We start from the raw sequence: 21,053 nt of genomic DNA on the forward strand, positions 1-21,053 counted from the left end.
ATAATCTGGTCGACTGCCTTGACGAAGGGGGTCAACCGGAATGACCAGCCAAGAAGCGTTGAGCGAGGCCGAGATCGAGTCGGGGTGGGTGGCCGGCGACGCGCCGCAGCTCAACTCCACGGTCCTGCTCGTCGACTACGACCCGGAGTGGCCGAGGCTCTTCGAGCGTGAGGCCGAGCGCGTCCGGGGCGCGCTCGGCGACCAGGTGCTCGTTCTCGAGCACGTCGGGTCGACCTCGGTGCCGGGCCTGTGCGCCAAGCCGTGCGTCGACATCCTGCTCGTGGTGCCGGACTCCGACGAGGAGGACGCCTACCTCCCGGCGCTGGAGGCGGCGGGCTACCGGCTCGTCATCCGCGAGCCGGACTGGGAGAAGCACCGCTGCTTCAAGGGGCCGGACACCAACATCAACCTGCACGTGTACTCGCCCGGCAACAGCCAGACCGAGCGGTACCGGCTCCTGCGCGACCGGATGCGCGCGCACCCGGAGGAGCGTGACCTGTACGCGGCGAAGAAGCGTGAACTCGCCGCGAAGGAGTGGAAGTTCATCCAGCAGTACGCGGACGCGAAGACGGAGGTGATCGAAGAGATCCTCGGCCGGGCGCGGGCGGCGCAGTACGACGCGTTCAGCGAGGACTACGCGTCGCACGCGGAGAAGTCCGTGACGAACGCGCTGTACGACCGCCCGGCGATCCTGGACCTGGCGGGCGACGTGTCGGGTCGCCGCGTCCTGGACGTCGGCTGCGCGGCCGGGCACCTGAGCGCGCTGCTGGCCGAGCGGGGCGCCGACGTCCTGGGCGTCGACGTGAGCGCGGGGATGGTGTCCGCGGCCCGCCGGAAGTTCGGTGACGTGGCGCGCTTCGAGGTCGCGGACGTCACCCGGCCCCTCGACCTGCCGGACGGCTCGATCGACGTGGTTACCGCGTCGCTGGTGCTGCACTACGTCGAGGACTGGGGGCCGGCGCTGGCCGAGTTCCGCCGCGTCCTCACACCCGGCGGGCTGCTCGTGTTCTCGGTGCACCACCCCGGTGAGGACTGGCGCTGGTTCGAGAAGGAGAACTACTTCGAGCTGGAACTGCTCGAAGACGAGTTCCCGCCGGGGCAGCGGGTGCGGTTCTACCGGCGCCCGCTGAGCTGGACGTTCCAGGCGGTCCGCGACGCGGGCTTCGCCGTCGACAAGCTGGTCGAGCCGATGCCGGCCCCGGAGGCGGCCGAAACCGACCCGAAGTGGGCGGAGAACCTGCGGACCAAGCCGCGGTTCCTCTACTTCCGCGCCGTCACTCCCGCTTAGCCAGGTCCTGGACGAGGTCGACGATCTCCCGGCTGAGCGGGCGGAACACCCGCAGCCGGGAGAGCGCGGCCAGCCGCGCGATCAGCGGGACGCTGCGCTCCACCAGCATCCGGCTGCGCCGGGTCCCGGCCGAGCGGTCGTGGACCCAGTAGAGCACCACGCCCATCTGGTAGAGCCACAGCAGTTCCGGCAGCTGGGCGCGCAGCTCGGGGTCGAGCTTGACGTCGGAACCGTCGACGACCTCGCGCATGAGGCCGATCGACGCCTCACGGGCGGCCGAGGAGTCGTCGCTGAACGGGCTCAGCGGCGACTCCGGGTCGGCCGCGTTGACGAAGAACTGCGTGCCGAAGCGGTGGTAGGGCTCGGCGATGTCCAGCCAGCACAGCAGCACGGTCTTCAACCGCGCCGCGAAGGCGCTTTCGCCGTCGATCCGGGCGCGGCCCTCGGCGAGGTGCTGCCGGGCGATCTCGTCGTAGAAGCCCTGGATGAGCTGTTCCTTCGACGAGAAGTAGTAGTAGGCGTTCCCGACGGAGACGCCCGCTTCGGCGGCGATCGCGCGCATCGTCGTGCGGTCGTAGCCGTTCTCGGTGAACAGCCGCATCGCGGTCGTGACGATCAGGGACCGCGTTTCCTCGCTCTTGGCCACGTGCGGCACGTTAGCGCCGGGCACGTCAGGGCGCGGGGAAGGGCGGCACCTGCGGCATGCCGGGGTACGCCACGGGCGCCGGCCGGGGCTCGGGCTTCGGAGCCAGGTGGCGGCGCCGGATGCCGTTGAAGACCAGGACGTTGGTCAGGTGCATCGCGCCGAGGATCAGCGCGACGACGCCGACCTTCACCGAGAGCAATTCGAACACCGCCCGCGCGGTGGCCACCTCGGCGTGGCTGGTCAGGAAGAGCGTCACGAACCCCAGGCTGACCAGGTAGAAGCCGACGACCAGGAGCTGGTTGACGGCGTTGGCCAGGCCGGGGCTGTCGGCGAAGACCTCGGCGAGGAAAGTGCGGCCGTGCTTGCTCAGCGTCCGGGCCACCAGCACGGTCAGCGGGATGCTGATCAGCAGGTAGAGGGCGTAGGCGACGACTACTCGGTCCATGGTTCCTCCTTTTTTGAACGTGTTCAAGAAGTACCGTAGCCCTGTTTTTGAACGTGTTCAAGAGGGTAGGGTGACCGCCGACTGGGAGGTATCGACCGTGAAACGCTTCGCCGCCGGGCTGATCGCCGCCGCGCTCGTCGTGCTCTTCGTGCCCGCCACCGCTGACGCGGGCTTCGCGACCAACGTCCGCTTCGCTACTTTCAACGCCTCGCTGAACCGCGCCGCCGCCGGTCAGCTGGTCACCGACCTCTCGACGCCGGACAACGACCAAGCGCGCGAAGTCGCCGAGGTCGTCCAGCGCAACCGCGCCGACGTCCAGCTGATCAACGAGTTCGACTACGTGCCCGGCAACGCCGCCGCGGACCTGTTCCGGAAGAACTACCTGGCGGTCGGGCAGAACGGCGCGAAGCCGATCGACTACCCGTACGCCTACACCGCGCCGGTCAACACGGGCGTCCCGACCGGCTTCGACCTCGACCGCAGCGGCACGGTCGGCGGCGGCAACGACGCGCAGGGCTTCGGCGCGTTCGAGGGCCAGTACGGCCTGCTCGTGCTGTCGAAGTACCCGATCGACCTGGGGCACGTCCGGACGTTCCAGAAGTTCCTCTGGAAGGACATGCCGGGCGCGCTGCTGCCGGACGACCCGGCCACGCCGGCTCCGCACGACTGGTACAGCCCCGCCGTGCTGGACGTGCTGCGGCTGTCGTCGAAGTCGCACTGGACCTGCCGCTGAAGATCGGCCGCTCGACGGTGCACTTCCTGGTGTCCCACCCGACGCCGCCGAGCTTCGACGGCCCCGAAGACCGCAACGGCACCCGCAACAACGACGAGATCCGCTTCTGGGCCGACTACGTGACGCCGGGCAAGGGCGGCTACATCTACGACGACCGTGGCCGCCGGGGCGGCCTGGGCGCGGCCGAGCGGTTCGTGGTGGCGGGAGACAACAACTCCGACCCCCTCGACGGCGACAGCGTGCCCGGCGCGATCGAGCAGCTGCTGAACGCCCGCCGGGTGATCGAGACGCACCCGGGCAGCCAGGGCGCGGTGCTGGCGGCCCAGGCCCAGGGCGGCGCGAACGCGACCCAGAAGAGCGACCCGTTCTACGACACGGGCGACTTCAACGACGTCGCGCCGGGCAACCTGCGGACGGACTACGTGCTGCCGTCGAAGGGCCTGCTGCCGTGGCACGCGGAGGTGTTCTGGCCGGTGCCGTCCGACCCGCTGTCCCGGCTGAACGACGCCTCCGACCACCACTTGGTCCGCGTGGACGTCCTGGTGCCACTACGGTGAGCTCATGCGCATCGCGATCCTCGACGACTACCAGGACGTCGCTCTGACCTTCGGTGACTGGGACTCGCTGAAGGCCGACATAACGGTCTTCACCGAGCCCCTCACCGACGTTGTCGCGCAGCTCCAGGGCTTCGAGGTCATCGTCGCGATGCGTGAGCGGACGCGCTTCCCGGCCGAGGTGCTCGACCGGCTCCCCGACCTGGAACTGCTGGTCAGCACCGGCCCGCGCAACGCCGCCATCGACGTCCCGGCGGCGAAGCGCAACGGCGTCGTCGTGTCGAAGACCGGGTACCTCGGCGAGCCGACCGCCGAGCACACCTGGGCGCTCATCCTGGCCGCGGCCCGGAACCTGCCGCAGGAGTTCCGGTCCATGCGCGAAGGCGGCTGGCAGACGACCGTCGGCACCATGCTGCACGGCAAGACCCTCGGCCTGCTCGGCCTCGGCCGTCTCGGGGCCGGCGCGGCGAAGATCGGGCAGGCCTTCGGCATGGAGACCATCGCATGGAGCCAGAACCTCACCCAGGAGAAGGCCGATCCGCACGGCGTGACCGCGGTGTCCAAAGAGGACCTCTTCGCCCGCTCGGACGTGCTCTCGATCCACCTGGTGCTCAGCGGGCGCACCCGCGGCCTCGTCGGCGCGGCCGAGCTCGCCGCGATGAAGCCGACCGCGGTGCTGGTGAACACTTCGCGCGGCCCGATCGTGGACGAGGCCGCGCTGGTGGAGGCTCTGCGGCGCAAGGAGATCCGGGCGGCGGCACTGGACGTCTACGACGTCGAGCCGTTTCCCGCCGACCATCCACTGAGGACGATGGACAACGCCGTCCTGGCCCCGCACCTCGGCTTCGTCGCCCGCGAGACCTACGAGATCTTCTACGGCGACGCGGTCGAAGACATCGCGGCCTACCAGGCGGGGGAACCGATCCGCGTCATGGAAGGCTAGGCGTGCGGCCCGCCGGGGCCCGAGGTCCCCGCACCGGCCCGGCGGCGGGCCCGCACGAGAACCATGACACCACCCGGGAACCCCGCCGGGCAGGGTCCAAAGACCCTGGTCAGGGGGTCCGTTCGGCTGAACCGGAGGCGCTCGCGGGTCGTGAGTGAGAAACAGGGTTAGAACACTGTTTCTCACTCACGAGAACGGGACCGCGTCCGGGGCGCAGGTCGTCCCTTCGGCCGGCGCGGCCAGGTCCGTCAGGTAGCGCGTCACGGCCGCCGAGGCGCACGCGCTCGGCGCGTCCAGTGAGGTGTGGCCGTACCCGTCGACGACGAGCACCCGGCCGTCGCCCAGCTCCGCCGCCGTCGCCTGGGCGTTGTGCAGCGGCGTCGCCGGGTCGAACCGGTTGTTCAGCACCAGGACCGGGTTCTTCCGCGCCCGGTTCCACGGCCCGGTGTACCGGTCGGGGTCGTGCGCCGGCCAGCCCACGCACTGGGCCATCGAAAACACCGCGCCCAGCCCGAAGTACGGCTGACGCGCGCTTTCGCGAGCCGCCAGCGCCGCATAATCCGCCGCCGACGACGGGTTGTCGCTGTCGACGCACTGGACCGCCAGGAACGCGGCGGAGTGCGTCGGCACGTACGGGTCGAGCACCGGCGCCGCGGGACCGGTGTCCGAAGGCATCGCGGAGAGGGTCTGCGCGAGCCGCTTCCACCGGCCGGACTGGTACAGCGCGCTGTCGACGGTCCGCATCAGCGAGCCGACACCGGTGGTGCGCGACGCCCGCGCGAAGACCCCGGCGAACTTCGCCTTCGGGTCACCGCCGGAGAACGCGCACTTCGGCCCGGCCGCGGCGCACACCGCGAAGAACTGGTCCAGCTCCTGCTGCTGCGCCCCGGCGACGTCGGCGCGCACGTCGACCGGCTCCTTCTCCTGCCCCGGCTTCCCGGTGGCGTTCGCGACCAGGTCGAGCGTGCCGTCGAGGACCAGCGCGCGGACCTTGCCCGGGAACAGGTTCGCGTACGTGCCGCCCAGGTACGTGCCGTAGGAGTAGCCGTAGAAGTTCAGCGCGGGGTCGCCGACGGCCTGGCGCAGCAGCTCCAGGTCGCGGGCCACGTTCGCCGTCGACAGGTGGCTCAGCAGGGCACCCGACGCGGCGCAGGCCTTGCCGGTCGCGGCGCTCGCCGCGAAGAACGCGTCCGGCTGCCGCAGCGGCGAACCCGGTGCCGGCGCGTGGTCGGCGCCGGGGCAGCTGATCGGCGCGGACCCGCCGATCCCGCGCGGGTCGAAGCTCACCAGGTCGAAGCGGGCGCGCAGCTCGGGCGGGTAGCGGTCGGCGAACCGCGTCAGCTCGCCGACGCCGTCGGTGCCCGGCCCGCCGAAGTTGAAGAACAGCGAGCCCAGCCGCCGTCCCGGGTCGCCCGCCGGCAGCCGGATCACCGAGAGCGTGATGGCCGCGCCCCGGGGCTCGCGATAGTTCAGCGGCACGGACGCGGCCGCGCACTGGTACTTCCCGTGGCACGGCGCCCAGCGCAGGGCCGGCACGGCGGCGCCGTTCGTGCCGAGCGCCGGCGGGGCGGTCGCGGTGGCCGGCGTCGGCGGCGGGGGAGCGGGCGCGGCTTCGGGAGCGCTGCAGGCGGTGAGCAGGAGCAGCAGCGCGGCGAGGAGCGGCTTCACGCGCTCAATTCCGCCAGCACGGCGTCGGTGTAGCGCGGCCAGACCTCGGCGGCCCAGGGGCCGAACGCGCGGTCGGTCAGCGCGACGCAGGCCGCGCCCGCGTCCGGGTCGACCCAGAGGAACGTGCCCGACTGGCCGAAGTGCCCGAAGGTGCGCGGCGAGCTGGTCGCACCGGTCCAGTGCGGGCTCTTGTGGTCGCGGATCTCGAAGCCGAGGCCCCAGTCGTTGGGCTTCTGGTGCCCGAAGCCGGGCAGCACCCCGGACAGGCCGGGGAACACGACGTTCGTCGCCTCGGCGACGGTGGCCGGGTCGAGCAGCCGGGGGGACTGCAGCTCGGCGGCGAACGCGACCAGATCGTCCACAGTGGACACGATGTCGGCGGCGGGCGAGCCGTCGAGCGCGGTGCTCGTCATGCCGAGCGGGGCGAACAGCGCCTCGGCCTGGTACCGGGCGAAGGGAATACCGGAGTGCTCGGCGAGGGTGTCGGCGAGTTCCTCGAAGCCGGAGTTGGAGTAGAGCCGCCGCGTACCCGGCTCGGCCATGGCCTTGTGCGCGTCGAACGCGAGACCGGAGGTGTGGGCCAGCAGGTGCCGCACGGTCGAGCCTTCGGGGCCGGCCGGGGTGTCCAGCTCCACGACGCCCTCTTCGACCGCGATGAGCGCGGCGTAGGCGGTGAGCGGCTTGCTGACCGAGGCCAGCCGGAACTTCCGCGCGGTGTCGCCGTGGCGGCCCGCCACGGTGCCGTCCGCCGTCACCACGGCGGTCGCGGCGGTGTCCACCGGCCAGTCTTCGACCAAGCGCACGCTTTCCATGCGCCCAGCCTACGAGCGTCGCCTCGCGTCCGTGCGGCGGCCTCCGGTCCGCCGATCAGCCTGCCCGACACCCGCGTGCGTGGTCAGCCGAGCCAGCCGCGCTCCGAGGCCCGCATCCCCGCTTCGAAACGGCTCTTGGCGCCGAGCCGCTTCATCAGGTCGGCCATCATCCGGCGCACGGTCCGCAGCGAAAGGGCGAGGCGGCGGCCCGCCATCTCGTCGGTCAGCCCCTGCGACAGCAGCGTCAGGAGTTCGCGCTCCTGGCCGGTCAGCCCACCGTCGTCGCGGGGCTTCTCGGTGCCGAACGGCGCGGCGTCCAGCCACAAGTGGTCGAAGAACGCGGTGAGCATCATGACGACGCCGGGGGTCGTGAGCTTGATGGCACCCGCGCGGCTGTGCTCGTGGTCCAGCGGGAGCAGGGCGATCTCCCGGTCGACCACGAGCAGCCGTGCGGGCAGCGTCGGTCTGGTCCGGACCTCTCCGCCGAGACTCGTCAGCCAGGTCGCGTACTTGGAGGTCGCGGCGTCGTTGCGGACACTGTCCAGGTAGATCGTGCGGACGGTCAGCCCGCGTTCGAGGGCGGTGCTGTTGAGCGGGGCGCCGGCGGCGATGCTCTCCGGCGTCTGTGCGCCCGAGGGCATGAAAGACAGGCATTCGGTGCTCGCTCGGTTGGCCAGCACCTCGATCCGGCGCTGGATCTCGTCGATCCCGATCAGCTGGTCGATCTCCGTGCGTGGGGCCGCGGCCTGCAGCGTGGCGATCAGTTCGGACACCGCCGCGTGGCTCTGGGCGAGCTCTTGCTGGCTGCGGTGCAACTCGGCTTGACGGGTCTGGACCAATGAGAGCAACCCGAATTCCGGGTCGACCGGCCGGAAGGTGCCGGGATGTTCCTGCGACTGCCGGACGAGCGCGTGATCCGCGAGCCGGTCGAGGGCGCCGCGGATCTCCTGCTCGGAAAGACCCAATGCCCCGGCTACCTCCCGGACCCCCCACTCGCGATGGGTGACCATGGTCCGGTAGACCGTTTCGGCGGTGCTGTCCACTCCGAACGGTTTCAGCATGATCGACCTACCCTCCCCGGTAGTCGGGCTGCCGCGCCCAGATGATCATACGACTCGGGATGTCGCGATTGTCAACGAAACGGCCACGCTGACACCAAGGTGCACGGGCGGTTCGTGTCAGCTCCGGGCTCTTCCGGAGCCCGCCTCGCCGCGTCAAGCTGGGTGCACACCAGGACGACGAGGGGGACGCGAATGGGGAAGCAGCTTCAGGACGATCCGAACGGATTCGACTGGGACGTGATCATCTCGAAGCTCCTGGGATAGCGATCGGCGGAAGGCGAGGGGCCCGGTGTGTACATGACCGGTGTCGCGTTGGCCGCGACGGAGGAAGCCCCGCACCAACACCTCGATCCGGCCCTGCTCGTCGATCTGCTCTGGGCGCTGGCAACGCCCGAAATGGGCATACAGCACCTGAGGGCGGCCACCGCACCCGGCAAGGCTCGCCTGATCATCTTCTGTACCGCGGCGGACCCGCACTCGGGTGCGTCCGCCGGACGTCGCCTGTGTGAAGGCGTAGTGGGTTCGGCGCCGCAATTGCGTGGCTGGTTCGTCCTGCCCTGAACGCCGTGCTTCCACGGCACCTGTGGTTGGTAATCACCGAATCTGGAAGGAAATACTCGTGTCCAATTCGCAGCAAATGGAATTCCTCGACGGCATCGAGGCCGACCTCGCCTCGCCGTCGGCCGAGGTGACGCGCCGGGCGCGCTCGGGTCGCGCGGCCCGGGTGCTCGGCGGTGCGATGCTCGCCAGTGCCGCCACGATGGGCTTGTTCGGCGGCGTGGCTTCGGCGGCGCAGGCGTCCCCGGCGTCGGTCCAGTCCTGCGCCTCGCCGGACCCGGTCGCGCAGACGCAGTCGAAGTGGTGCGGTACCGCGAACTACGTCTTCGTCTACCAGTACACCTACAGCCCCAACGGGGGAATCGTACGGTGCTACGTGTTCGACGAGACGATCTACAACGGGCCCTGCGGCGGCGTGACCTACATCGGCCGGAAGGAGGCCTGCGCCTGATCATCGGCGTAGCGACGGTCGGCGGCGTCCGCGTGACGTCGCCGACCGATTTCCCGGGAGGATTCGTGAACAGTTCCGTAAGCGTTGTCGTCCTGGCGAAAGATGAGCGGCGATGCATCGCCCGGTGCCTGACCAGCTTGATGGGCAAGGGTTTCGACCGGGTGGTCGTGGTCGACACCGGGTCGACGGATGGCACGCTCGACATCGCCGAAGCCCATGGTGCGGAGGTGGTCCAGGTACCGTGGCGTGATTCCTTCGCCGCCGCCAGGAATCACGGTATCGACGCCGTGGCGGGAGGCTGGATCGTCTTTCTCGACGCGGACGAATGGTTCGCTCCCGGCGCCGCGGAACAGCTGGTGGCGTACTTGCGGAAATCCACGGCGTCGCCTCGGACCGCCTTCGCGCCCACGATCTTCGACGTCGTCCGTGAGTCCTTCGTGAACCAAGTGCCGCGGATCTTCCGGGCCCGAAGCGGTATCCGCTATCGGGGCCGCGTCCACGAGTATCCGGCCCCGATCGACCTCGTTTGGCTCGACGTCGAGGTCCGGCACGACGGCTACCGCCGGGAAGTCGTCCACGCCAAGAAGAAAACGCAGCGCAACCTCTCGCTGCTGGACCTCGCGCGAGCCGACGAACCGGACAATCCGCGCTGGCTCTACTTCATCGTCCACGACGGACTTCCGTTCCACCCGGCCGACCGGCTGATCGAGTTCTGCGCGAAGCTGGAGGAGCTCACCACGACGGAAGCACGCACGGGTGATCACCTCCCGCCGTCGCACTACCTCCGGCTCGCCCTTCCGCTGGCCGCTCAGGGAATCGGCTTCCAGGGTGACTGGGACACGGTGGCGCGGTACTGCGCGCGGATCGACGAGCTCGACCGGGGTAGGAGTCCGGACGCCCAGTATCTGCGGGCCATGGCCGAGGTCGCCGACGGCGTGGTGACGGTCAGGACGCTCAAGGAGACCATCGCGACCCGCCGCGACGAAGAGCTCCTCGGCAAGAGCACGCTCAGCCCGGCGGGCACGCACCTCGACGCCGCGATCGCCGCACTGCTCGAACGCCTCGGCCGTACCGAGCAGGCCGAGCACTACCGGGCGATCAGCAAGCGGTGGGACGACTTGTTCTTCGAAGAATCCCGGCCGCGCACGCCGGTCCTGTGGTGAAGGTGCTCCGCACCTGTGCGGGTGCGGAGCACCTTCACGTCCTCAGGCGTCGAGGTCGGTGGCGACCAGCTGGGCGACCGCTTCCACGGCCTCCTCGGCGCCTTCGCCCTCGGCGCTGATGACGACCTCGTCGCCGTACCCGGCGGCGAGCGTCATCAGGTTGAGCACGCTGCCGGCGGCCACCGGGTCCCCGCCGGCCTTGGCGATCCGCACCGCGACGGGCTGCGCCGCGGCCGCCTTCGCCACCAGTGCGGCCGGCCGGGCGTGCAGCCCCACCTTGCTGGCCACAGCGACGCGTTTCTCCGGCATGTTCGTCCTCTCCCTGCAGGGTTCTACGTCGGTACGGATGTTACTTCGCGGCGGTCCGGTCGAGGTCCGCCTCGATCGAGTCGTCCTCGCGGCCGGGGGTGCGCAGGTTCCACTTCGTGATGACGATCCGGAACACGAAGTAGTAGATCACCCCGAAGACCAGCCCGATCGGGATGAGCAGCCACGCCTTGTGCGCGGTGTCCAGGCTCGAGTTGAGCAGGAAGTCGATGCCGCCGGCGGAGAACGAGAAGCCGAGGTGGATGTCCAGGGCGTTCACCAGCGCCAGTGACACGCCGGTCATGATCGCGTGGAAGATGTACAGCGGCCACGCCACGAACATGAACGAGAACTCGATCGGCTCGGTGACACCGGTGACGAACGAGGTCAGCGCGGCCGCGATCATCACGCCGCCGACGATCTTCTTCTGCGCCGGGCGCGCTGTCTGCCAGATCGCGAGCGCCGCGGCGGGCAGGGCGAACATGAAGATCGGGAAGAACCCGGTCATGAACGTGCCCGAGCCCTGCACGTGGTGGAAGAAGTTGGTCAGGTCGCCGCCGTTGAAGATGAACCACATCGGGACGTTCAGCAGCTGGTGCAGGCCGACCGGGATGAGCAGGCGGTTGAAGAAGCCGTAGATCCCGCCACCGACGACCGGCTGGTCGACGATCGCCTTGCCCAGGTTCTGGATGCCCGCGTCGACGTACTTGAAGACGAGGCCGAACAGGACGCCCAGGATGATCATGGCGAACGCGGTGATGATCGGGACGAATCGCCGGCCACCGAAGAACGCCAGCCACGCGGGCAGCTTGATCCGGTGGTACCGCTGCCACAGCAGGGCCGCGACGATACCGGCCACGATGCCGGTCAGGACGCTGTAGGGCCAGTGCAGCGGCGAGCTGTCCCAGGCGGGCTTGTAGCCCACCTGGCTGCTGACCGGGGCGATGGCCTGGATCACCCGGTTGAACACGACCCAGCCGACGGCGCCGGCGACGGCCGTCGAGCCGTCACCCTTGCGCGCGAAGCCGACCGCGATGCCGATCGCGAAGAGCAAAGGCAGGAAGTCGAAGAGCGCGTTGCCCGCCGAGCCGATGACGGCGGCTACCTTGTCCCAGCCCAGACCGTCCTTGCCGAGCAGGTCGTCCTGGCCGAACCGGAGCAGGATGCCCGCCGCCGGAAGGGTGGCGATCGGGAGCATGAGGCTACGGCCGAAGCGCTGAAGACCGGCGAGACCGCCGCCGCTCTTCTTCGCCCCCTCCGCGGTGGTGGAGCTCATCTGGAACCTCCATAGTGGGGTGGTTGACCGGGTTCCGGGGTGTTCCGGTCCAACTGCATGGTCACCTGGTAATGATCTCCCCGGTACCAGGACGTGATGTCTTCGATCGGGTCCCCGCCTGCGCTGGAGACCCGGCGGAACACGAGCAGGGGACTGCCGGCGCGCATGCCGAGCAGGCGGGCCGTTTCGCGGTCCGCTCCTTCGGCCCAGACCGTCTGCCACGCCTGGTCGGGACGCACGTCGTACGTCTCGGCCAGCTGCGCGTAGATGGACTGGGTCAGGTCGAGCTCGAGCAGGCCGGGGGCCCGGCCCGCGTGGTACCAGCCCCGTTCGACGGCCAGGGGCACGCCGTCGGCGTGGCGCAACCGCACCAGGTGGTGCGCGGGGGCGCCCTCGGTGAGGCCGAGGGCGTGCGCCGATGCGGTGGGCGGGACTTCGGTGGCCGCGGAGACCACCTCGGTCGTCGGGGTCAGCCCGCGCCGCCGCATGTCATCGGTGAAGGACATCAGGTAGAGCTGCAGCTCCATCCGCCGGGCCGCGGTGAACGTGCCCTTGCCGCGGACGCGGGCGAGCAGCCCTTCCTCGACCAGCTTGCCGATCGCCGATCTGACCGTGAGCCGCGACACGCCGTAGCGCTGGGCGAGCTCGCGTTCCGACGGGATCGGCGCGCCGGGCGGGAGTTCCCGTTCCACCGTGCGGCGGAGGATCTCCCGCAACTGGGCGTGCTTGGGCGTGGGCCCGTTGACGACCCGGTCGGGTGGCGGGACGTGCGCGGCCGCGCTCATCGGCGTCACCCTCCTCGTTTCTGCGGCACCGGGGACCGGTGCTCGCGTCCGGCCCGGAACATTGGTACGTTCCGGTCTAGACCAATGATCTGATGGGGCAGGATGCTCCGCCGTACGGACGGGTGTCAACCACCGTTATCCGTTCGTGGCCCGCGGCGGGGTGCATGCCGACGAACGGCGTAGTACAGGTGGACACGCGGTTCGCGTCAGGTTGGGAACAAACAGTGATCAAGGAGACCGCGATGGCGGATGACAGGCCCGAGAAGATCCTCGCCGCACTCGGCGGCACGGACAACCTCACCGAGATCGAGGGCTGCATCACGCGGCTGCGCTGCGAAGTCGAGGACATGAGCCTCGTCGACGAAGCGGCGCTGAAGAAGGCCGGCGCGATGGGCGTGGTCAAGATGGGTTCGACGGCCCTGCAGGTGATCGTCGGGCCGGAGGCGGACACCATCGCCAGCGACATCGAGGACCTGCTGTGAGCCTGGAAATCCTCAGCCCGGTCGCCGGGCGCGTGGTGCCGATCACCGAGGTTCCCGACCCGGTGTTCGCGCAGGCCATGGTGGGTCCGGGCATCGCGGTGCAGCCCTCGGGCGGGCGGTCGGACGCGGTCGCCCCGGTCGACGGCACGGTCGCGACGCTGCACCCGCACGCCTACGTCGTCGCGACCGAGGACGGCAAGGCCGTGCTGGTCCACCTCGGGATCGACACGGTCAAGGAGAAGGGCGAAGGCTTCACGCTGCACGTCGTCAAGGGCGAGCAGGTGCGGGCCGGCCAGCCGATCGTCAGCTGGGACCCGGAAGCGGTGACCGCGGCGGGCTATTCGGCGATCGTCCCGGTCGTCGCGCTGGACGCGTCGGCGGACGTTCTGTCCGGTTTGGACGCCGAGCGCGACGTCGCGGCCGGCGAGAAGCTGTTCGGCTGGGACGCCTGAGTCGCTTCTGTCACACGGAGAGCCCTTGCGGACGGCGACCGTCCACAAGGGCTCTCCGGCGTTCCCGGCTCGTCAGCCGGTGACGACCTTCCCGTTCTCGACCTTGACCGGCACGCTCGGCAGCGGCTTGTTCGCCGGGCCCTGCTTGACCTCCCCGGTGAGCGCGTTGAACACCGAGCCGTGGCACGGGCACACCAGGTCGGCGCCCTTCGGCGCGACCGTGCAGCCCTGGTGCGTGCAGATCGCGCTGAAGGCGGCGCAGGCCGACTCGGACGTCCGGGCGACGATCACGTCGGAGCCGTCCGGGGCCTTCGCCGCCTTCGCCTGCCCGACCGGGACGTCGGCGAGCGCGACCAGCGGGGTCCCGGCGGCGATCGGCGCCTGCGCGGTGCCGGACTTGGCGTCGTCCGACGAGCAGGCGGTGAGCGCGACGGCGCCGACGGCGGCACCGGCGACGGCGGCACCCGTGGTCAGGACGGTGCGGCGGGAGTGCAGTTCGGCAGTCATGCCCTTATGAACGAGATCGACACCGCATCGGTTCAATCCGCGGTGAACCCGATCGGCCCCTGGTCCGTGTATGTACCCGAGTGGGTGTGGAGTGGAGGATCGATCATGGTGGGTTGGGTTCTGCGCATCGTCGTGGCGGCCGCGCTGCTGGGCTCGGCGGGCGTGCACTACTTCCTGTGGACCGAGGACTACCCGGGCATCGTCGGGCCGTTGTTCCTGCTCGACGCGATCGGCGGCCTGGTCATCGCGATCGCCGTGCTGGCCTGGCGGCACTGGCTGCCGGCGCTGGGGGCGATCGGGTTCGGCGTGCTGACGCTCGGCGCGTACGTGCTGGCCGCGACGGTCGGGTTCGCCGGGAACCACGACCAGTTCAACAGCCAGCCGGAGTACTGGGGCGTGATCACGGAGGCGGTCTGCATCGTCGGCGGCCTCGCGCTGCTGTTCGTGAAGGACCGGCGCCGCGTCTCGGCCTGAGCTCGTGGGGGAAGTCGCCGAAGACGCGCTGATGCGCGCGCTCCACGAGGAGCACGCGGCCGCGTTGTGGTCGTACGCGCTCCACCTGACGTCCGGGGACCGGATCCGGGCCGAGGACGTCGTCCAGGAAACGCTGCTGCGCGCGTGGCGGTCGGCGACGGTGCTGGACCAGTCGACGGGGTCGGCGCGGGCGTGGCTGTTCACGGTGGCGCGGCGCATCGCGATCGACGGCTGGCGCTCGGCGTCGGCCCGCTCGGAGGTGGTGACCGACCAGCCGCCGGAACGGGCGGTCGCGGACGGGACCGACCGCGCGGTCCAGGGCTGGCTGGTGGCCGAGGCGCTCGCGGAGCTGTCGGAGCGGCACCGCGAGGTGCTGGTGCTGTGTTACTTCCAGGGCTATTCCGTGGCGGACGCGGCGGAGCGGCTGGGAGTGGCCGAAGGGACGGTCAAGTCGCGCACGCACTACGCGTTGCGCGCGCTGCGCCTGGTGCTCGAGGAGAGGGGGGTGACCCAGTGAGCGAGGACCCGTTCGCGACGTTCGACGCGGCGTACGTCCTCGGGGCGCTGTCCCCCGAGGACCGGCAGCGCTTCGAGGCGCACCTGCGGACGTGCGACCGCTGCGCGGCCTCGGTGCGCGACCTGGCGGGGCTGCCGGGCCTGCTGGCGAGGGTGGACGCCCCGGCGGTCGCGCCCGAGTTGTCGGCGCCCCCGCCGGACCTGCTGCCGGCGGTGCTCCGGCGGGTCCGCCGCGGCCGCCGGGTGCGCACCACCGTGACGTCCGTCTCGGCCGCCCTGGCCGTCTCGGCGTGCGTCGCGCTGGCTGTGGTGGCTTCGGCGCCTTCGCCGGCTCTGCCCGCTGGGCCGCCGTACACGGCGATGACGGCGCTGGGGGAGTTCCCGGTCCGCGCGGACGCCAGCCTGGCGGCCTTCGACTGGGGCACGCAGGTGGACATGTCGTGCAGCTACACGGGCGACCGCAGCAGCGGCGAGTACGTCCTGGTGGCGATCTCGCGGTCGGGAGCCGAGACGCAGCTGGCGACGTGGAAGGCGGTCCCGGACAACACGGCCCGCATCGTGATCGGGACGGCGTTGAAGAGGACGGACCTGGCGGCGCTGGAGGTGCGCGGGGGCAGTGGACGCCCGTTGCTGCGGTTGACGTTGTGACGGGGGTGGGCTCGTCCGGGACGCAGGGGGTCCCGGACGAGCCCTGGTCTTGGCGCCGGCTTGTCGCCCACAGGGGTGAAAACCGGCTCGGAGCGTCGCGAATGGACCGTTCGCTACGCCCGGCGTTTGCCCTGGTCAGTCCGACGGCAGCACCCTGGGTTCATGTCCCCGACGCTCTTGCTCCCCCTCGCCGCGGCGGCCGCCGGGGCCGCCACGGCACCCCTTGCCGCCCGCGCCCTCGACCGAGCCCGGGCCCCGATCCCGCGCAAGCCGGCGGCGGTCTTCACCGCGCTCGCGACGGCCGCGGCCACCGCCGGCTGGGCGGCCGGAGCCGCGCCGGCGTGGTGGCTGCCGGTCCCCGTCGTCCTCACGGTCGTCGCGGTCCCGCTGGCCCTGGCCGACCTGCGCCACCTCCGCCTGCCCGACTCGCTGACCCTGCCCGCCTACCCGCTCTTCGGCGCCGCGATCGGCGCGGCCGCATTCGGCGGCGGTGGCCCGTCGCCCGCCGTCCGCGCGGCGGCGGGAGCCCTGCTGTTCGGGGGCGCCCACGCGCTGGTGGCCCGCTGGGCGCCGGGCAGCCTGGGCGCGGGAGACGTGAAGCTGTCCGGCAGCCTGGGCATGGTCCTGGGAGCGGCCGGCTGGCCGGCCCTCCCCGTGGCGGCGTTCCTGGCGGCGGTGTTCAGCCTGGTGCCGGCGACGACTCGCACCATCCGAAGCCGAGCCGGTGCCCCGGCACCCGCCGGTCACCCGCCCCCGTCGGCGCCCGAGCCGGGCCCGGCGGCGCCCGTTCCGGCGACGGGCCCGCACCCCGCCAGGCCGGCTCCCGCCCCGCGGCCCGCTGCTCCCTTCGGCGGCGCCCGCGTGCCCCACGGCCCCGCCCTCCTCGCCGCCACCTGGCTGTGCGCCCTCTTCCCGGGTGCGCCATGACCGGGAACACTCTTCGGGCCCGCCCGGCCCCCGTGACAGGATTGAGCCCATGTTGCGCTGGATCACCGCAGGTGAATCGCACGGACCCGCGCTGGCCGCCGTGCTCGAAGGCATGCCCGCCGGCGTCGGCGTCACCACCGCCGACGTCACCGAGCAGCTCGCCCGGCGCCGCCTCGGCTTCGGGCGCAGCCCGCGGATGGGCTTCGAGACCGACCACATCGACTTCCTCGGCGGCGTCCGCCACGGCCGCACCCAGGGCGGCCCGGTCGCCATCCAGATCGAGAACGCCGAGTGGCCCAAGTGGGAGCAGGTCATGGCGGCCGACCCGGTCGACCCGCAGGTCCTCGAAGGCCTCGCGCGCAACGAACCGCTCACCCGGCCCCGCCCCGGCCACGCCGACCTGCCCGGCATGCAGAAGTACGGCTTCGAGGAGGCCCGCCCCGTCCTCGAGCGCGCCAGCGCCCGCGAGACGGCGTCGCGGACCGCGCTCGGCACCGTCGCGCGGAACTTCCTGAAGCAGCTGCTCGGCGTCGAGATCCTCAGCCACGTCGTTTCGATCGGTGGCGCGGACGCTCCCGACGGCCCGCTGCCGAAGCCGGAGGACCTCGCGGCGATCGACGAGAGCCCCGTGCGCTCGTTCAGCCAGGAGGGCACCGACGCGATGGTCGCCGAGGTCGACGCCGTCCGGAAGGCGGGCGACACCGTCGGCGGCGTCATCGAGGTCCTCGCCTACGGCCTCCCGCCGGGCCTCGGCTCGCACGTCCACTGGGACCGCCGGCTCGACGCCCGGCTCGCCGGTGCGCTGATGGGCGTCCAGGCGATGAAGGGCGTCGAGGTCGGTGACGGCTTCACCACCGCCCGTCGCTGGGGCAGCCAGGCCCACGACGAGATCGACCGCGGCACCGGCCCGGTCGGCGTCACCCGCCGGTCCAACCGCGCGGGCGGGCTCGAAGGCGGCATCACCAACGGCGAGCCGCTGCGGGTGCGCGTCGCGATGAAGCCGATCTCGACCGTCCCCAAAGCACTGTCCACAGTGGACGTAAAGACCGGGGAGCCCGCCGTCGCCATCCACCAGCGGTCGGACGTCTGCGCCGTGCCGCGCGCCGGCGTCGTGCTCGAGTCGGTCGTGGCGCTCGTCCTCGCCGACGCCGCGCTCGAGAAGTTCGGCGGCGACTCCCTCGCCGAGAGCAAGCGCAACGCCGAGGCGTACCTCAAGGCCCTCGAGGAGCGCTGGTGAGCCCTCGCGCGGTGGTCGTCGGCCCGCCCGGCTCGGGCAAGAGCACGGTCGGCCCGCTGCTGGCGAAGGCGCTCGGCGTCGCGTTCCGCGACAGCGACGACGACATCGTCGCCCGCGCCGGGCGCAGCATCGCCGACATCTTCGCGGAAGACGGCGAACCCGCTTTCCGCGCGCTGGAAGAAGCAGCGGTCGCGACGGCGCTGGCCGAGCACGAGGGCGTGCTGTCCCTCGGCGGTGGCGCGCCGCTCACGCCGGGCACCCGGGCGCGGCTGGCCGAGCACACCGTCGTGTTCCTCAACGTGGGCCTCGCCGCCGGCGTGCAGCGCACCGGCCTGTCGAGCGCGCGGCCGCTGCTGGCCGGGGTGAACCCCCGCGCCACGTTCAAGAAACTGCTCGACGAACGGGTGCCCGTCTACCGCGAGGTCGCCACCGTCGAGGTCGTCACCGACGACCGGACGCCCGCCGAGATCGTCGCGGACCTCACCGCGCGGCTCGCCCCCGCCGAAGCCAAGGAGTGATCTTCCCCGTGTCCGATCCGGTGCGCATCCCGGTCGCCACTGCCCATCCCTACGACGTCGTGGTCGGCCGCGGCCTGCTCGGCGACCTCACCGCGCAGCTGGCCGACGCCTCGAAGATCGCGCTGATCCACCCGCCGACGCTGACCACCACGGCCGAGGCCATCCGCGAAGAGCTGATCGCGGCCGGGCTCGACGCCCACCGCGTCGAAATCCCCGACGCCGAGGACGGCAAGGCGCTCACCGTCGCGAGCTTCTGCTGGGAGGTGCTCGGCCGGATCGGGCTGGACCGGCGCGGGGTCGTCGTCGGCCTCGGCGGCGGCGCCGTCACCGACCTCGCCGGGTTCGTCGCGGGCACGTGGATGCGCGGGGTCCGGCTGGTCAACGTGCCCACGACGCTGCTCGGCATGGTCGACGCCGCGGTCGGCGGCAAGACCGGCATCAACACCGAGGCCGGCAAGAACCTCGTCGGCGTGTTCCACGAGCCGAGCGCGGTCTTCGTCGACCTCGCGACGCTGGAGACGCTGCCGCCGAACGAGCTCGTCGCCGGGATGGCCGAGGTCGTGAAGACCGGCTTCATCGCCGACCCGCGGATCCTCGAGCTGATCGAGGCCGACCCGGCCGCCGCGCTCGACGCGACCGGCGAGGTGCTGGGCGAGCTGGTCCGCCGGTCGATCCGGGTCAAGGCCGACGTCGTCGCCGCGGACCTGCGCGAGTCCGACCTGCGCGAGATCCTGAACTACGGCCACACGCTCGGCCACGCCATCGAGCGCCGCGAGCGCTACCGGTGGCGCCACGGCGCCGCCGTGAGCGTCGGGCTGGTGTTCGCCGCCGAGCTGGCGCGGCTGGCCGGACGCCTCGACGACGCCACCGCCGAGCGCCACGCGTCGGTGCTGAAACTGCTCGGCCTGCCGACGACGTACGACGCCGACGCGTTGCCGCAGCTGCTGGAAACCATGAAGGGCGACAAGAAGACCCGCTCGGGGGTGCTGCGGTTCGTCGTCCTCGACGGGCTCGGCAAGCCGGGCCGGCTCGAAGGTCCGGACCCGTCGCTGCTCGCGGCCGCGTACTCGGCGATCGCGGCGGACGCACCCCGGAGCGGCGGGAGCGTGCTGCTGTGAAGGCGTTCGTGTTCAACGGCCCCAACCTCGGGCGGCTCGGCAAGCGCGAGCCGTCGGTGTACGGCTCGACCACCCACGACGACCTCGCGGCGCTGTGCGTCAAGACGGGGGAGGAGCTGGGGATCGAGGTCGAGGTCCGGCAGACCGACCACGAGGGCGAACTGGTCGGCTGGCTGCACGAAGCGGCCGACGGCGGCCACCCGGTGGTGCTCAACGCGGGAGCGTGGACGCACTACTCGATCGCGGTGCGCGACGCCGCGGCCCAGCTGTCCGCGCCGCTGATCGAGCTGCACATCTCGAACGTGCACAAGCGGGAGGCGTTCCGGCAGCACAGCGTGCTGTCGGACATCGCGACCGCGGTGATCGCGGGCTTGGGCGTCGACGGCTACCCGCTCGCCCTGCGGTGGCTCGCCGAGCACCCGGGATGACGCTCCCGACGCTGACGACGGCGCGCCTGACGCTGCGCCCGCTCGTCGAGGCCGACCGCGAAGCCGTCGTGAAGGTGTTCTCCGACCCGGAGATGAGCCGGTTCTTCGCGGCGGACTTCTCCGACCCGGCCGCGGCGAGCGCGATGGTCGACCGCCGCCTGGCCTACCGCGGCCCGGCCGGCCAGGGCCACTGGGTGATCGAGCGCGACGGCGAGGTGATCGGCGTCGCGCACCTGCGGCCGTCGCCGGAGCTGCCGGGCGGGGTGCCCGAGCTGGGCTACTACGTCGCGAGCGCGCACGCGGGGCAGGGCCTGGCGACCGAGGCGGCCCGGGCGGTGCTGGACCACGGCCTCGACGCGCTCGGGCTCCCGGCGGTCTGGGCGCTGGTGCACGAGCACAACGCGGCCAGCCGGAAGGTGGCCGCGCGGCTGGGTTTCCTCGACGTGGGCAGCGGCATCCACTACGGCGACCTGCACCGGGTACTGGTCGCACTGGCGCCGGTGGCGGGCCGGGCGCACCACATCGAGCTGTGGGTGCCGGACCTGGCGGAGGCGGAGCGCAGCTGGGGCTGGCTGCTGGGCGAACTGGGCTGGCACGAGTTCCAGCGCTGGCCGGCGGGCCTCAGCTGGCGGCGCGGCGGCACCTACCTGGTGGTCGAGGCGTCCCCGGCGATGAGCGCACCCGACCACGAGCGCACGCGACCGGGCCTGAACCACTTGGCGCTGCACGTGGCGACCCGCGCGGAGGTCGACGACCTGGCCGCGCGCGCCCCGGCACACGGCTGGCGCGCGATGTTCGCGGATCGCTACCCGTACGCGGGCGGCGAGGAGCACTACGCGGCGTACCTGGAGAACGAGACCGGCTTCGAGGTCGAGCTGGTCGCGCTCGAAGGCCCACCGGCCGCGGGCTGACCCGAGCCCGGCCGCTCGGCAAGACACCGGAGGTCCCGGCGGCGCGAACCGACGCTAACCGGCCACCGCTCGGCGGCCGGCCCACCCGGTCTGACCGGCGCACACTGCGAAACCCCTTGCCCCGCCCACGATCTTGCGCACGACCA

At 71.6% G+C, this 21,053-nt stretch carries 25 protein-coding genes and 1 pseudogene; 17 read left to right on the forward strand and 9 right to left on the reverse strand.

What is annotated here, in order from left to right:
* The first annotated feature begins 40 nt into the window (after window positions 1-40).
* Window positions 41-1,288 carry a GrpB family protein gene (locus tag ACWEVP_RS16950; RefSeq protein ID WP_452063465.1) on the forward strand — a complete coding sequence of 416 codons (1,248 nt, stop codon included), beginning with the start codon at window positions 41-43 and terminating at the stop codon, window positions 1,286-1,288.
* On the opposite strand, the gene ACWEVP_RS16955 is transcribed toward ACWEVP_RS16950, so the two are convergent.
* The gene (locus tag ACWEVP_RS16955) at window positions 1,275-1,934 is read right to left on the reverse strand and encodes a TetR family transcriptional regulator (protein WP_452063466.1); all 660 of its coding nucleotides are present in this window, start codon (window positions 1,932-1,934) and stop codon (window positions 1,275-1,277) included. The two genes, ACWEVP_RS16950 and ACWEVP_RS16955, sit on opposite strands and share 14 nt — an antisense overlap.
* A 25-nt stretch (window positions 1,935-1,959) precedes the next feature.
* Window positions 1,960-2,379, reverse strand: a complete 420-nt coding sequence (locus ACWEVP_RS16960) for a hypothetical protein (RefSeq protein ID WP_452063467.1) — start codon at window positions 2,377-2,379, stop codon at window positions 1,960-1,962.
* A gap of 97 nt (window positions 2,380-2,476) precedes the next feature.
* Between ACWEVP_RS16960 and ACWEVP_RS16965 the strand changes: the two are divergent.
* A pseudogene (locus tag ACWEVP_RS16965) lies at window positions 2,477-3,669 on the forward strand (endonuclease/exonuclease/phosphatase family protein).
* A 4-nt stretch (window positions 3,670-3,673) separates the two neighbouring features.
* Window positions 3,674-4,609 carry a D-2-hydroxyacid dehydrogenase family protein gene (locus ACWEVP_RS16970; RefSeq protein ID WP_452063468.1) on the forward strand — a complete coding sequence of 312 codons (936 nt, stop codon included), beginning with the start codon at window positions 3,674-3,676 and terminating at the stop codon, window positions 4,607-4,609.
* Between the two features lie 186 nt (window positions 4,610-4,795).
* Here the strand turns inward: ACWEVP_RS16970 and ACWEVP_RS16975 are convergent, their stop codons facing one another.
* The 3 genes from ACWEVP_RS16975 to ACWEVP_RS16985 form a co-directional block, all read right to left on the reverse strand.
* Window positions 4,796-6,277 (reverse strand): alpha/beta hydrolase, encoded by a 1,482-nt coding sequence (locus ACWEVP_RS16975; protein ID WP_452063469.1) that lies wholly within the window; start codon window positions 6,275-6,277, stop codon window positions 4,796-4,798.
* Complete coding sequence (locus ACWEVP_RS16980) at window positions 6,274-7,089, reverse strand: serine hydrolase domain-containing protein (protein WP_452063470.1); 816 nt, start codon at window positions 7,087-7,089, stop codon at window positions 6,274-6,276. Before ACWEVP_RS16980 ends, ACWEVP_RS16975 begins: the two co-directional genes overlap by 4 nt.
* 83 nt (window positions 7,090-7,172) lie before the next feature.
* Window positions 7,173-8,150, reverse strand: coding sequence for a helix-turn-helix transcriptional regulator (locus ACWEVP_RS16985; RefSeq protein ID WP_452063471.1), 978 nt, complete (start codon window positions 8,148-8,150; stop codon window positions 7,173-7,175).
* A 297-nt stretch (window positions 8,151-8,447) separates the two neighbouring features.
* Here ACWEVP_RS16985 and ACWEVP_RS16990 point away from each other — a divergent pair, with 297 nt between their 5' ends.
* From ACWEVP_RS16990 to ACWEVP_RS17000, 3 genes are all read left to right on the forward strand, one after another.
* Window positions 8,448-8,711 (forward strand): hypothetical protein, encoded by a 264-nt coding sequence (locus ACWEVP_RS16990; RefSeq protein WP_452063472.1) that lies wholly within the window; start codon window positions 8,448-8,450, stop codon window positions 8,709-8,711.
* A 58-nt stretch (window positions 8,712-8,769) separates the two neighbouring features.
* A complete protein-coding gene (locus ACWEVP_RS16995) occupies window positions 8,770-9,159 on the forward strand; it encodes a hypothetical protein (RefSeq protein ID WP_452063473.1) in 390 nt (129 codons plus the stop codon).
* Between the two features lie 65 nt (window positions 9,160-9,224).
* Window positions 9,225-10,322, forward strand: coding sequence for a glycosyltransferase family 2 protein (locus ACWEVP_RS17000; protein ID WP_452063474.1), 1,098 nt, complete (start codon window positions 9,225-9,227; stop codon window positions 10,320-10,322).
* A gap of 42 nt (window positions 10,323-10,364) precedes the next feature.
* Here ACWEVP_RS17000 and ACWEVP_RS17005 read toward each other — a convergent pair whose 3' ends face one another.
* The 3 genes from ACWEVP_RS17005 to ACWEVP_RS17015 are packed head-to-tail and all read right to left on the reverse strand — an operon-like array spanning window position 10,365 to window position 12,689.
* The gene (locus ACWEVP_RS17005; protein WP_364725219.1) at window positions 10,365-10,631 is read right to left on the reverse strand and encodes an HPr family phosphocarrier protein; all 267 of its coding nucleotides are present in this window, start codon (window positions 10,629-10,631) and stop codon (window positions 10,365-10,367) included.
* Between the two features lie 40 nt (window positions 10,632-10,671).
* Window positions 10,672-11,904 (reverse strand): PTS transporter subunit EIIC, encoded by a 1,233-nt coding sequence (locus ACWEVP_RS17010; RefSeq protein WP_452063475.1) that lies wholly within the window; start codon window positions 11,902-11,904, stop codon window positions 10,672-10,674.
* A complete protein-coding gene (locus ACWEVP_RS17015) occupies window positions 11,901-12,689 on the reverse strand; it encodes a GntR family transcriptional regulator (protein WP_086678278.1) in 789 nt (262 codons plus the stop codon). The genes ACWEVP_RS17010 and ACWEVP_RS17015 overlap by 4 nt, the downstream gene beginning before the upstream one ends.
* 242 nt (window positions 12,690-12,931) lie before the next feature.
* On the opposite strand from ACWEVP_RS17015, the gene ACWEVP_RS17020 reads away from it, so the two are divergent.
* Both ACWEVP_RS17020 and ACWEVP_RS17025 read left to right on the forward strand, forming a co-directional pair.
* Entirely contained in the window at window positions 12,932-13,171 is a 240-nt protein-coding gene (locus tag ACWEVP_RS17020) for a glucose PTS transporter subunit EIIB (protein ID WP_452063476.1), read from the forward strand.
* A complete protein-coding gene (locus ACWEVP_RS17025) occupies window positions 13,168-13,623 on the forward strand; it encodes a PTS sugar transporter subunit IIA (RefSeq protein ID WP_364446486.1) in 456 nt (151 codons plus the stop codon). The genes ACWEVP_RS17020 and ACWEVP_RS17025 overlap by 4 nt, the downstream gene beginning before the upstream one ends.
* A gap of 72 nt (window positions 13,624-13,695) precedes the next feature.
* Here ACWEVP_RS17025 and ACWEVP_RS17030 read toward each other — a convergent pair whose 3' ends face one another.
* The gene (locus ACWEVP_RS17030; RefSeq protein ID WP_452063477.1) at window positions 13,696-14,130 is read right to left on the reverse strand and encodes a QcrA and Rieske domain-containing protein; all 435 of its coding nucleotides are present in this window, start codon (window positions 14,128-14,130) and stop codon (window positions 13,696-13,698) included.
* A gap of 105 nt (window positions 14,131-14,235) precedes the next feature.
* Between ACWEVP_RS17030 and ACWEVP_RS17035 the strand changes: the two genes are divergently transcribed.
* From ACWEVP_RS17035 to ACWEVP_RS17075, 9 genes are all read left to right on the forward strand, one after another.
* Entirely contained in the window at window positions 14,236-14,604 is a 369-nt protein-coding gene (locus tag ACWEVP_RS17035; protein WP_452063478.1) for a hypothetical protein, read from the forward strand.
* A gap of 4 nt (window positions 14,605-14,608) precedes the next feature.
* Entirely contained in the window at window positions 14,609-15,121 is a 513-nt protein-coding gene (locus ACWEVP_RS17040; protein ID WP_452063479.1) for a sigma-70 family RNA polymerase sigma factor, read from the forward strand.
* Window positions 15,118-15,768 carry an anti-sigma factor family protein gene (locus ACWEVP_RS17045; protein WP_452063480.1) on the forward strand — a complete coding sequence of 217 codons (651 nt, stop codon included), beginning with the start codon at window positions 15,118-15,120 and terminating at the stop codon, window positions 15,766-15,768. The genes ACWEVP_RS17040 and ACWEVP_RS17045 overlap by 4 nt, the downstream gene beginning before the upstream one ends.
* A gap of 162 nt (window positions 15,769-15,930) precedes the next feature.
* Window positions 15,931-16,695 carry a prepilin peptidase gene (locus ACWEVP_RS17050; RefSeq protein ID WP_452063481.1) on the forward strand — a complete coding sequence of 255 codons (765 nt, stop codon included), beginning with the start codon at window positions 15,931-15,933 and terminating at the stop codon, window positions 16,693-16,695.
* Between the two features lie 49 nt (window positions 16,696-16,744).
* Window positions 16,745-17,932, forward strand: coding sequence for a chorismate synthase (gene aroC, locus ACWEVP_RS17055; protein ID WP_452063482.1), 1,188 nt, complete (start codon window positions 16,745-16,747; stop codon window positions 17,930-17,932).
* Window positions 17,929-18,450: a shikimate kinase gene (locus ACWEVP_RS17060; RefSeq protein WP_452063483.1), complete on the forward strand. Its 522-nt coding sequence runs from the start codon at window positions 17,929-17,931 to the stop codon at window positions 18,448-18,450. The genes aroC and ACWEVP_RS17060 overlap by 4 nt, the downstream gene beginning before the upstream one ends.
* Before the next feature lie 8 nt (window positions 18,451-18,458).
* Window positions 18,459-19,568 (forward strand): 3-dehydroquinate synthase, encoded by a 1,110-nt coding sequence (gene aroB, locus ACWEVP_RS17065; protein ID WP_452063484.1) that lies wholly within the window; start codon window positions 18,459-18,461, stop codon window positions 19,566-19,568.
* Window positions 19,565-19,996 (forward strand): type II 3-dehydroquinate dehydratase, encoded by a 432-nt coding sequence (gene aroQ / locus ACWEVP_RS17070; RefSeq protein ID WP_452063485.1) that lies wholly within the window; start codon window positions 19,565-19,567, stop codon window positions 19,994-19,996. Before aroB ends, aroQ begins: the two co-directional genes overlap by 4 nt.
* Complete coding sequence (locus tag ACWEVP_RS17075) at window positions 19,993-20,907, forward strand: GNAT family N-acetyltransferase (protein ID WP_452063486.1); 915 nt, start codon at window positions 19,993-19,995, stop codon at window positions 20,905-20,907. The genes aroQ and ACWEVP_RS17075 overlap by 4 nt, the downstream gene beginning before the upstream one ends.
* Window positions 20,908-21,053 lie beyond the last annotated feature (146 nt).

Source organism: Amycolatopsis sp. NPDC003865, from assembly GCF_053605345.1.

Excerpts from the sequence above, each read along its gene's own strand:
- ACWEVP_RS16990 (WP_452063472.1), top strand. The coding sequence starts at position 8,448 with ATGACCGGTGTCGCGTTGGCCGCGACGGAGGAAGCCCCGCACCAACAC.
- ACWEVP_RS16980 (WP_452063470.1), bottom strand. The coding sequence starts at position 7,089 with ATGGAAAGCGTGCGCTTGGTCGAAGACTGGCCGGTGGACACCGCCGCG.
- aroC (WP_452063482.1), top strand. The coding sequence starts at position 16,745 with ATGTTGCGCTGGATCACCGCAGGTGAATCGCACGGACCCGCGCTGGCC.
- ACWEVP_RS17030 (WP_452063477.1), bottom strand. The coding sequence starts at position 14,130 with ATGACTGCCGAACTGCACTCCCGCCGCACCGTCCTGACCACGGGTGCC.
- ACWEVP_RS16970 (WP_452063468.1), top strand. The coding sequence starts at position 3,674 with ATGCGCATCGCGATCCTCGACGACTACCAGGACGTCGCTCTGACCTTC.
- ACWEVP_RS17075 (WP_452063486.1), top strand. The coding sequence starts at position 19,993 with ATGACGCTCCCGACGCTGACGACGGCGCGCCTGACGCTGCGCCCGCTC.
- ACWEVP_RS17010 (WP_452063475.1), bottom strand. The coding sequence starts at position 11,904 with ATGAGCTCCACCACCGCGGAGGGGGCGAAGAAGAGCGGCGGCGGTCTC.
- ACWEVP_RS16960 (WP_452063467.1), bottom strand. The coding sequence starts at position 2,379 with ATGGACCGAGTAGTCGTCGCCTACGCCCTCTACCTGCTGATCAGCATC.
- ACWEVP_RS16985 (WP_452063471.1), bottom strand. The coding sequence starts at position 8,150 with ATGCTGAAACCGTTCGGAGTGGACAGCACCGCCGAAACGGTCTACCGG.
- ACWEVP_RS17005 (WP_364725219.1), bottom strand. The coding sequence starts at position 10,631 with ATGCCGGAGAAACGCGTCGCTGTGGCCAGCAAGGTGGGGCTGCACGCC.
- ACWEVP_RS16950 (WP_452063465.1), top strand. The coding sequence starts at position 41 with ATGACCAGCCAAGAAGCGTTGAGCGAGGCCGAGATCGAGTCGGGGTGG.
- ACWEVP_RS17035 (WP_452063478.1), top strand. The coding sequence starts at position 14,236 with ATGGTGGGTTGGGTTCTGCGCATCGTCGTGGCGGCCGCGCTGCTGGGC.
- ACWEVP_RS17020 (WP_452063476.1), top strand. The coding sequence starts at position 12,932 with ATGGCGGATGACAGGCCCGAGAAGATCCTCGCCGCACTCGGCGGCACG.
- ACWEVP_RS17050 (WP_452063481.1), top strand. The coding sequence starts at position 15,931 with ATGTCCCCGACGCTCTTGCTCCCCCTCGCCGCGGCGGCCGCCGGGGCC.
- ACWEVP_RS17015 (WP_086678278.1), bottom strand. The coding sequence starts at position 12,689 with ATGAGCGCGGCCGCGCACGTCCCGCCACCCGACCGGGTCGTCAACGGG.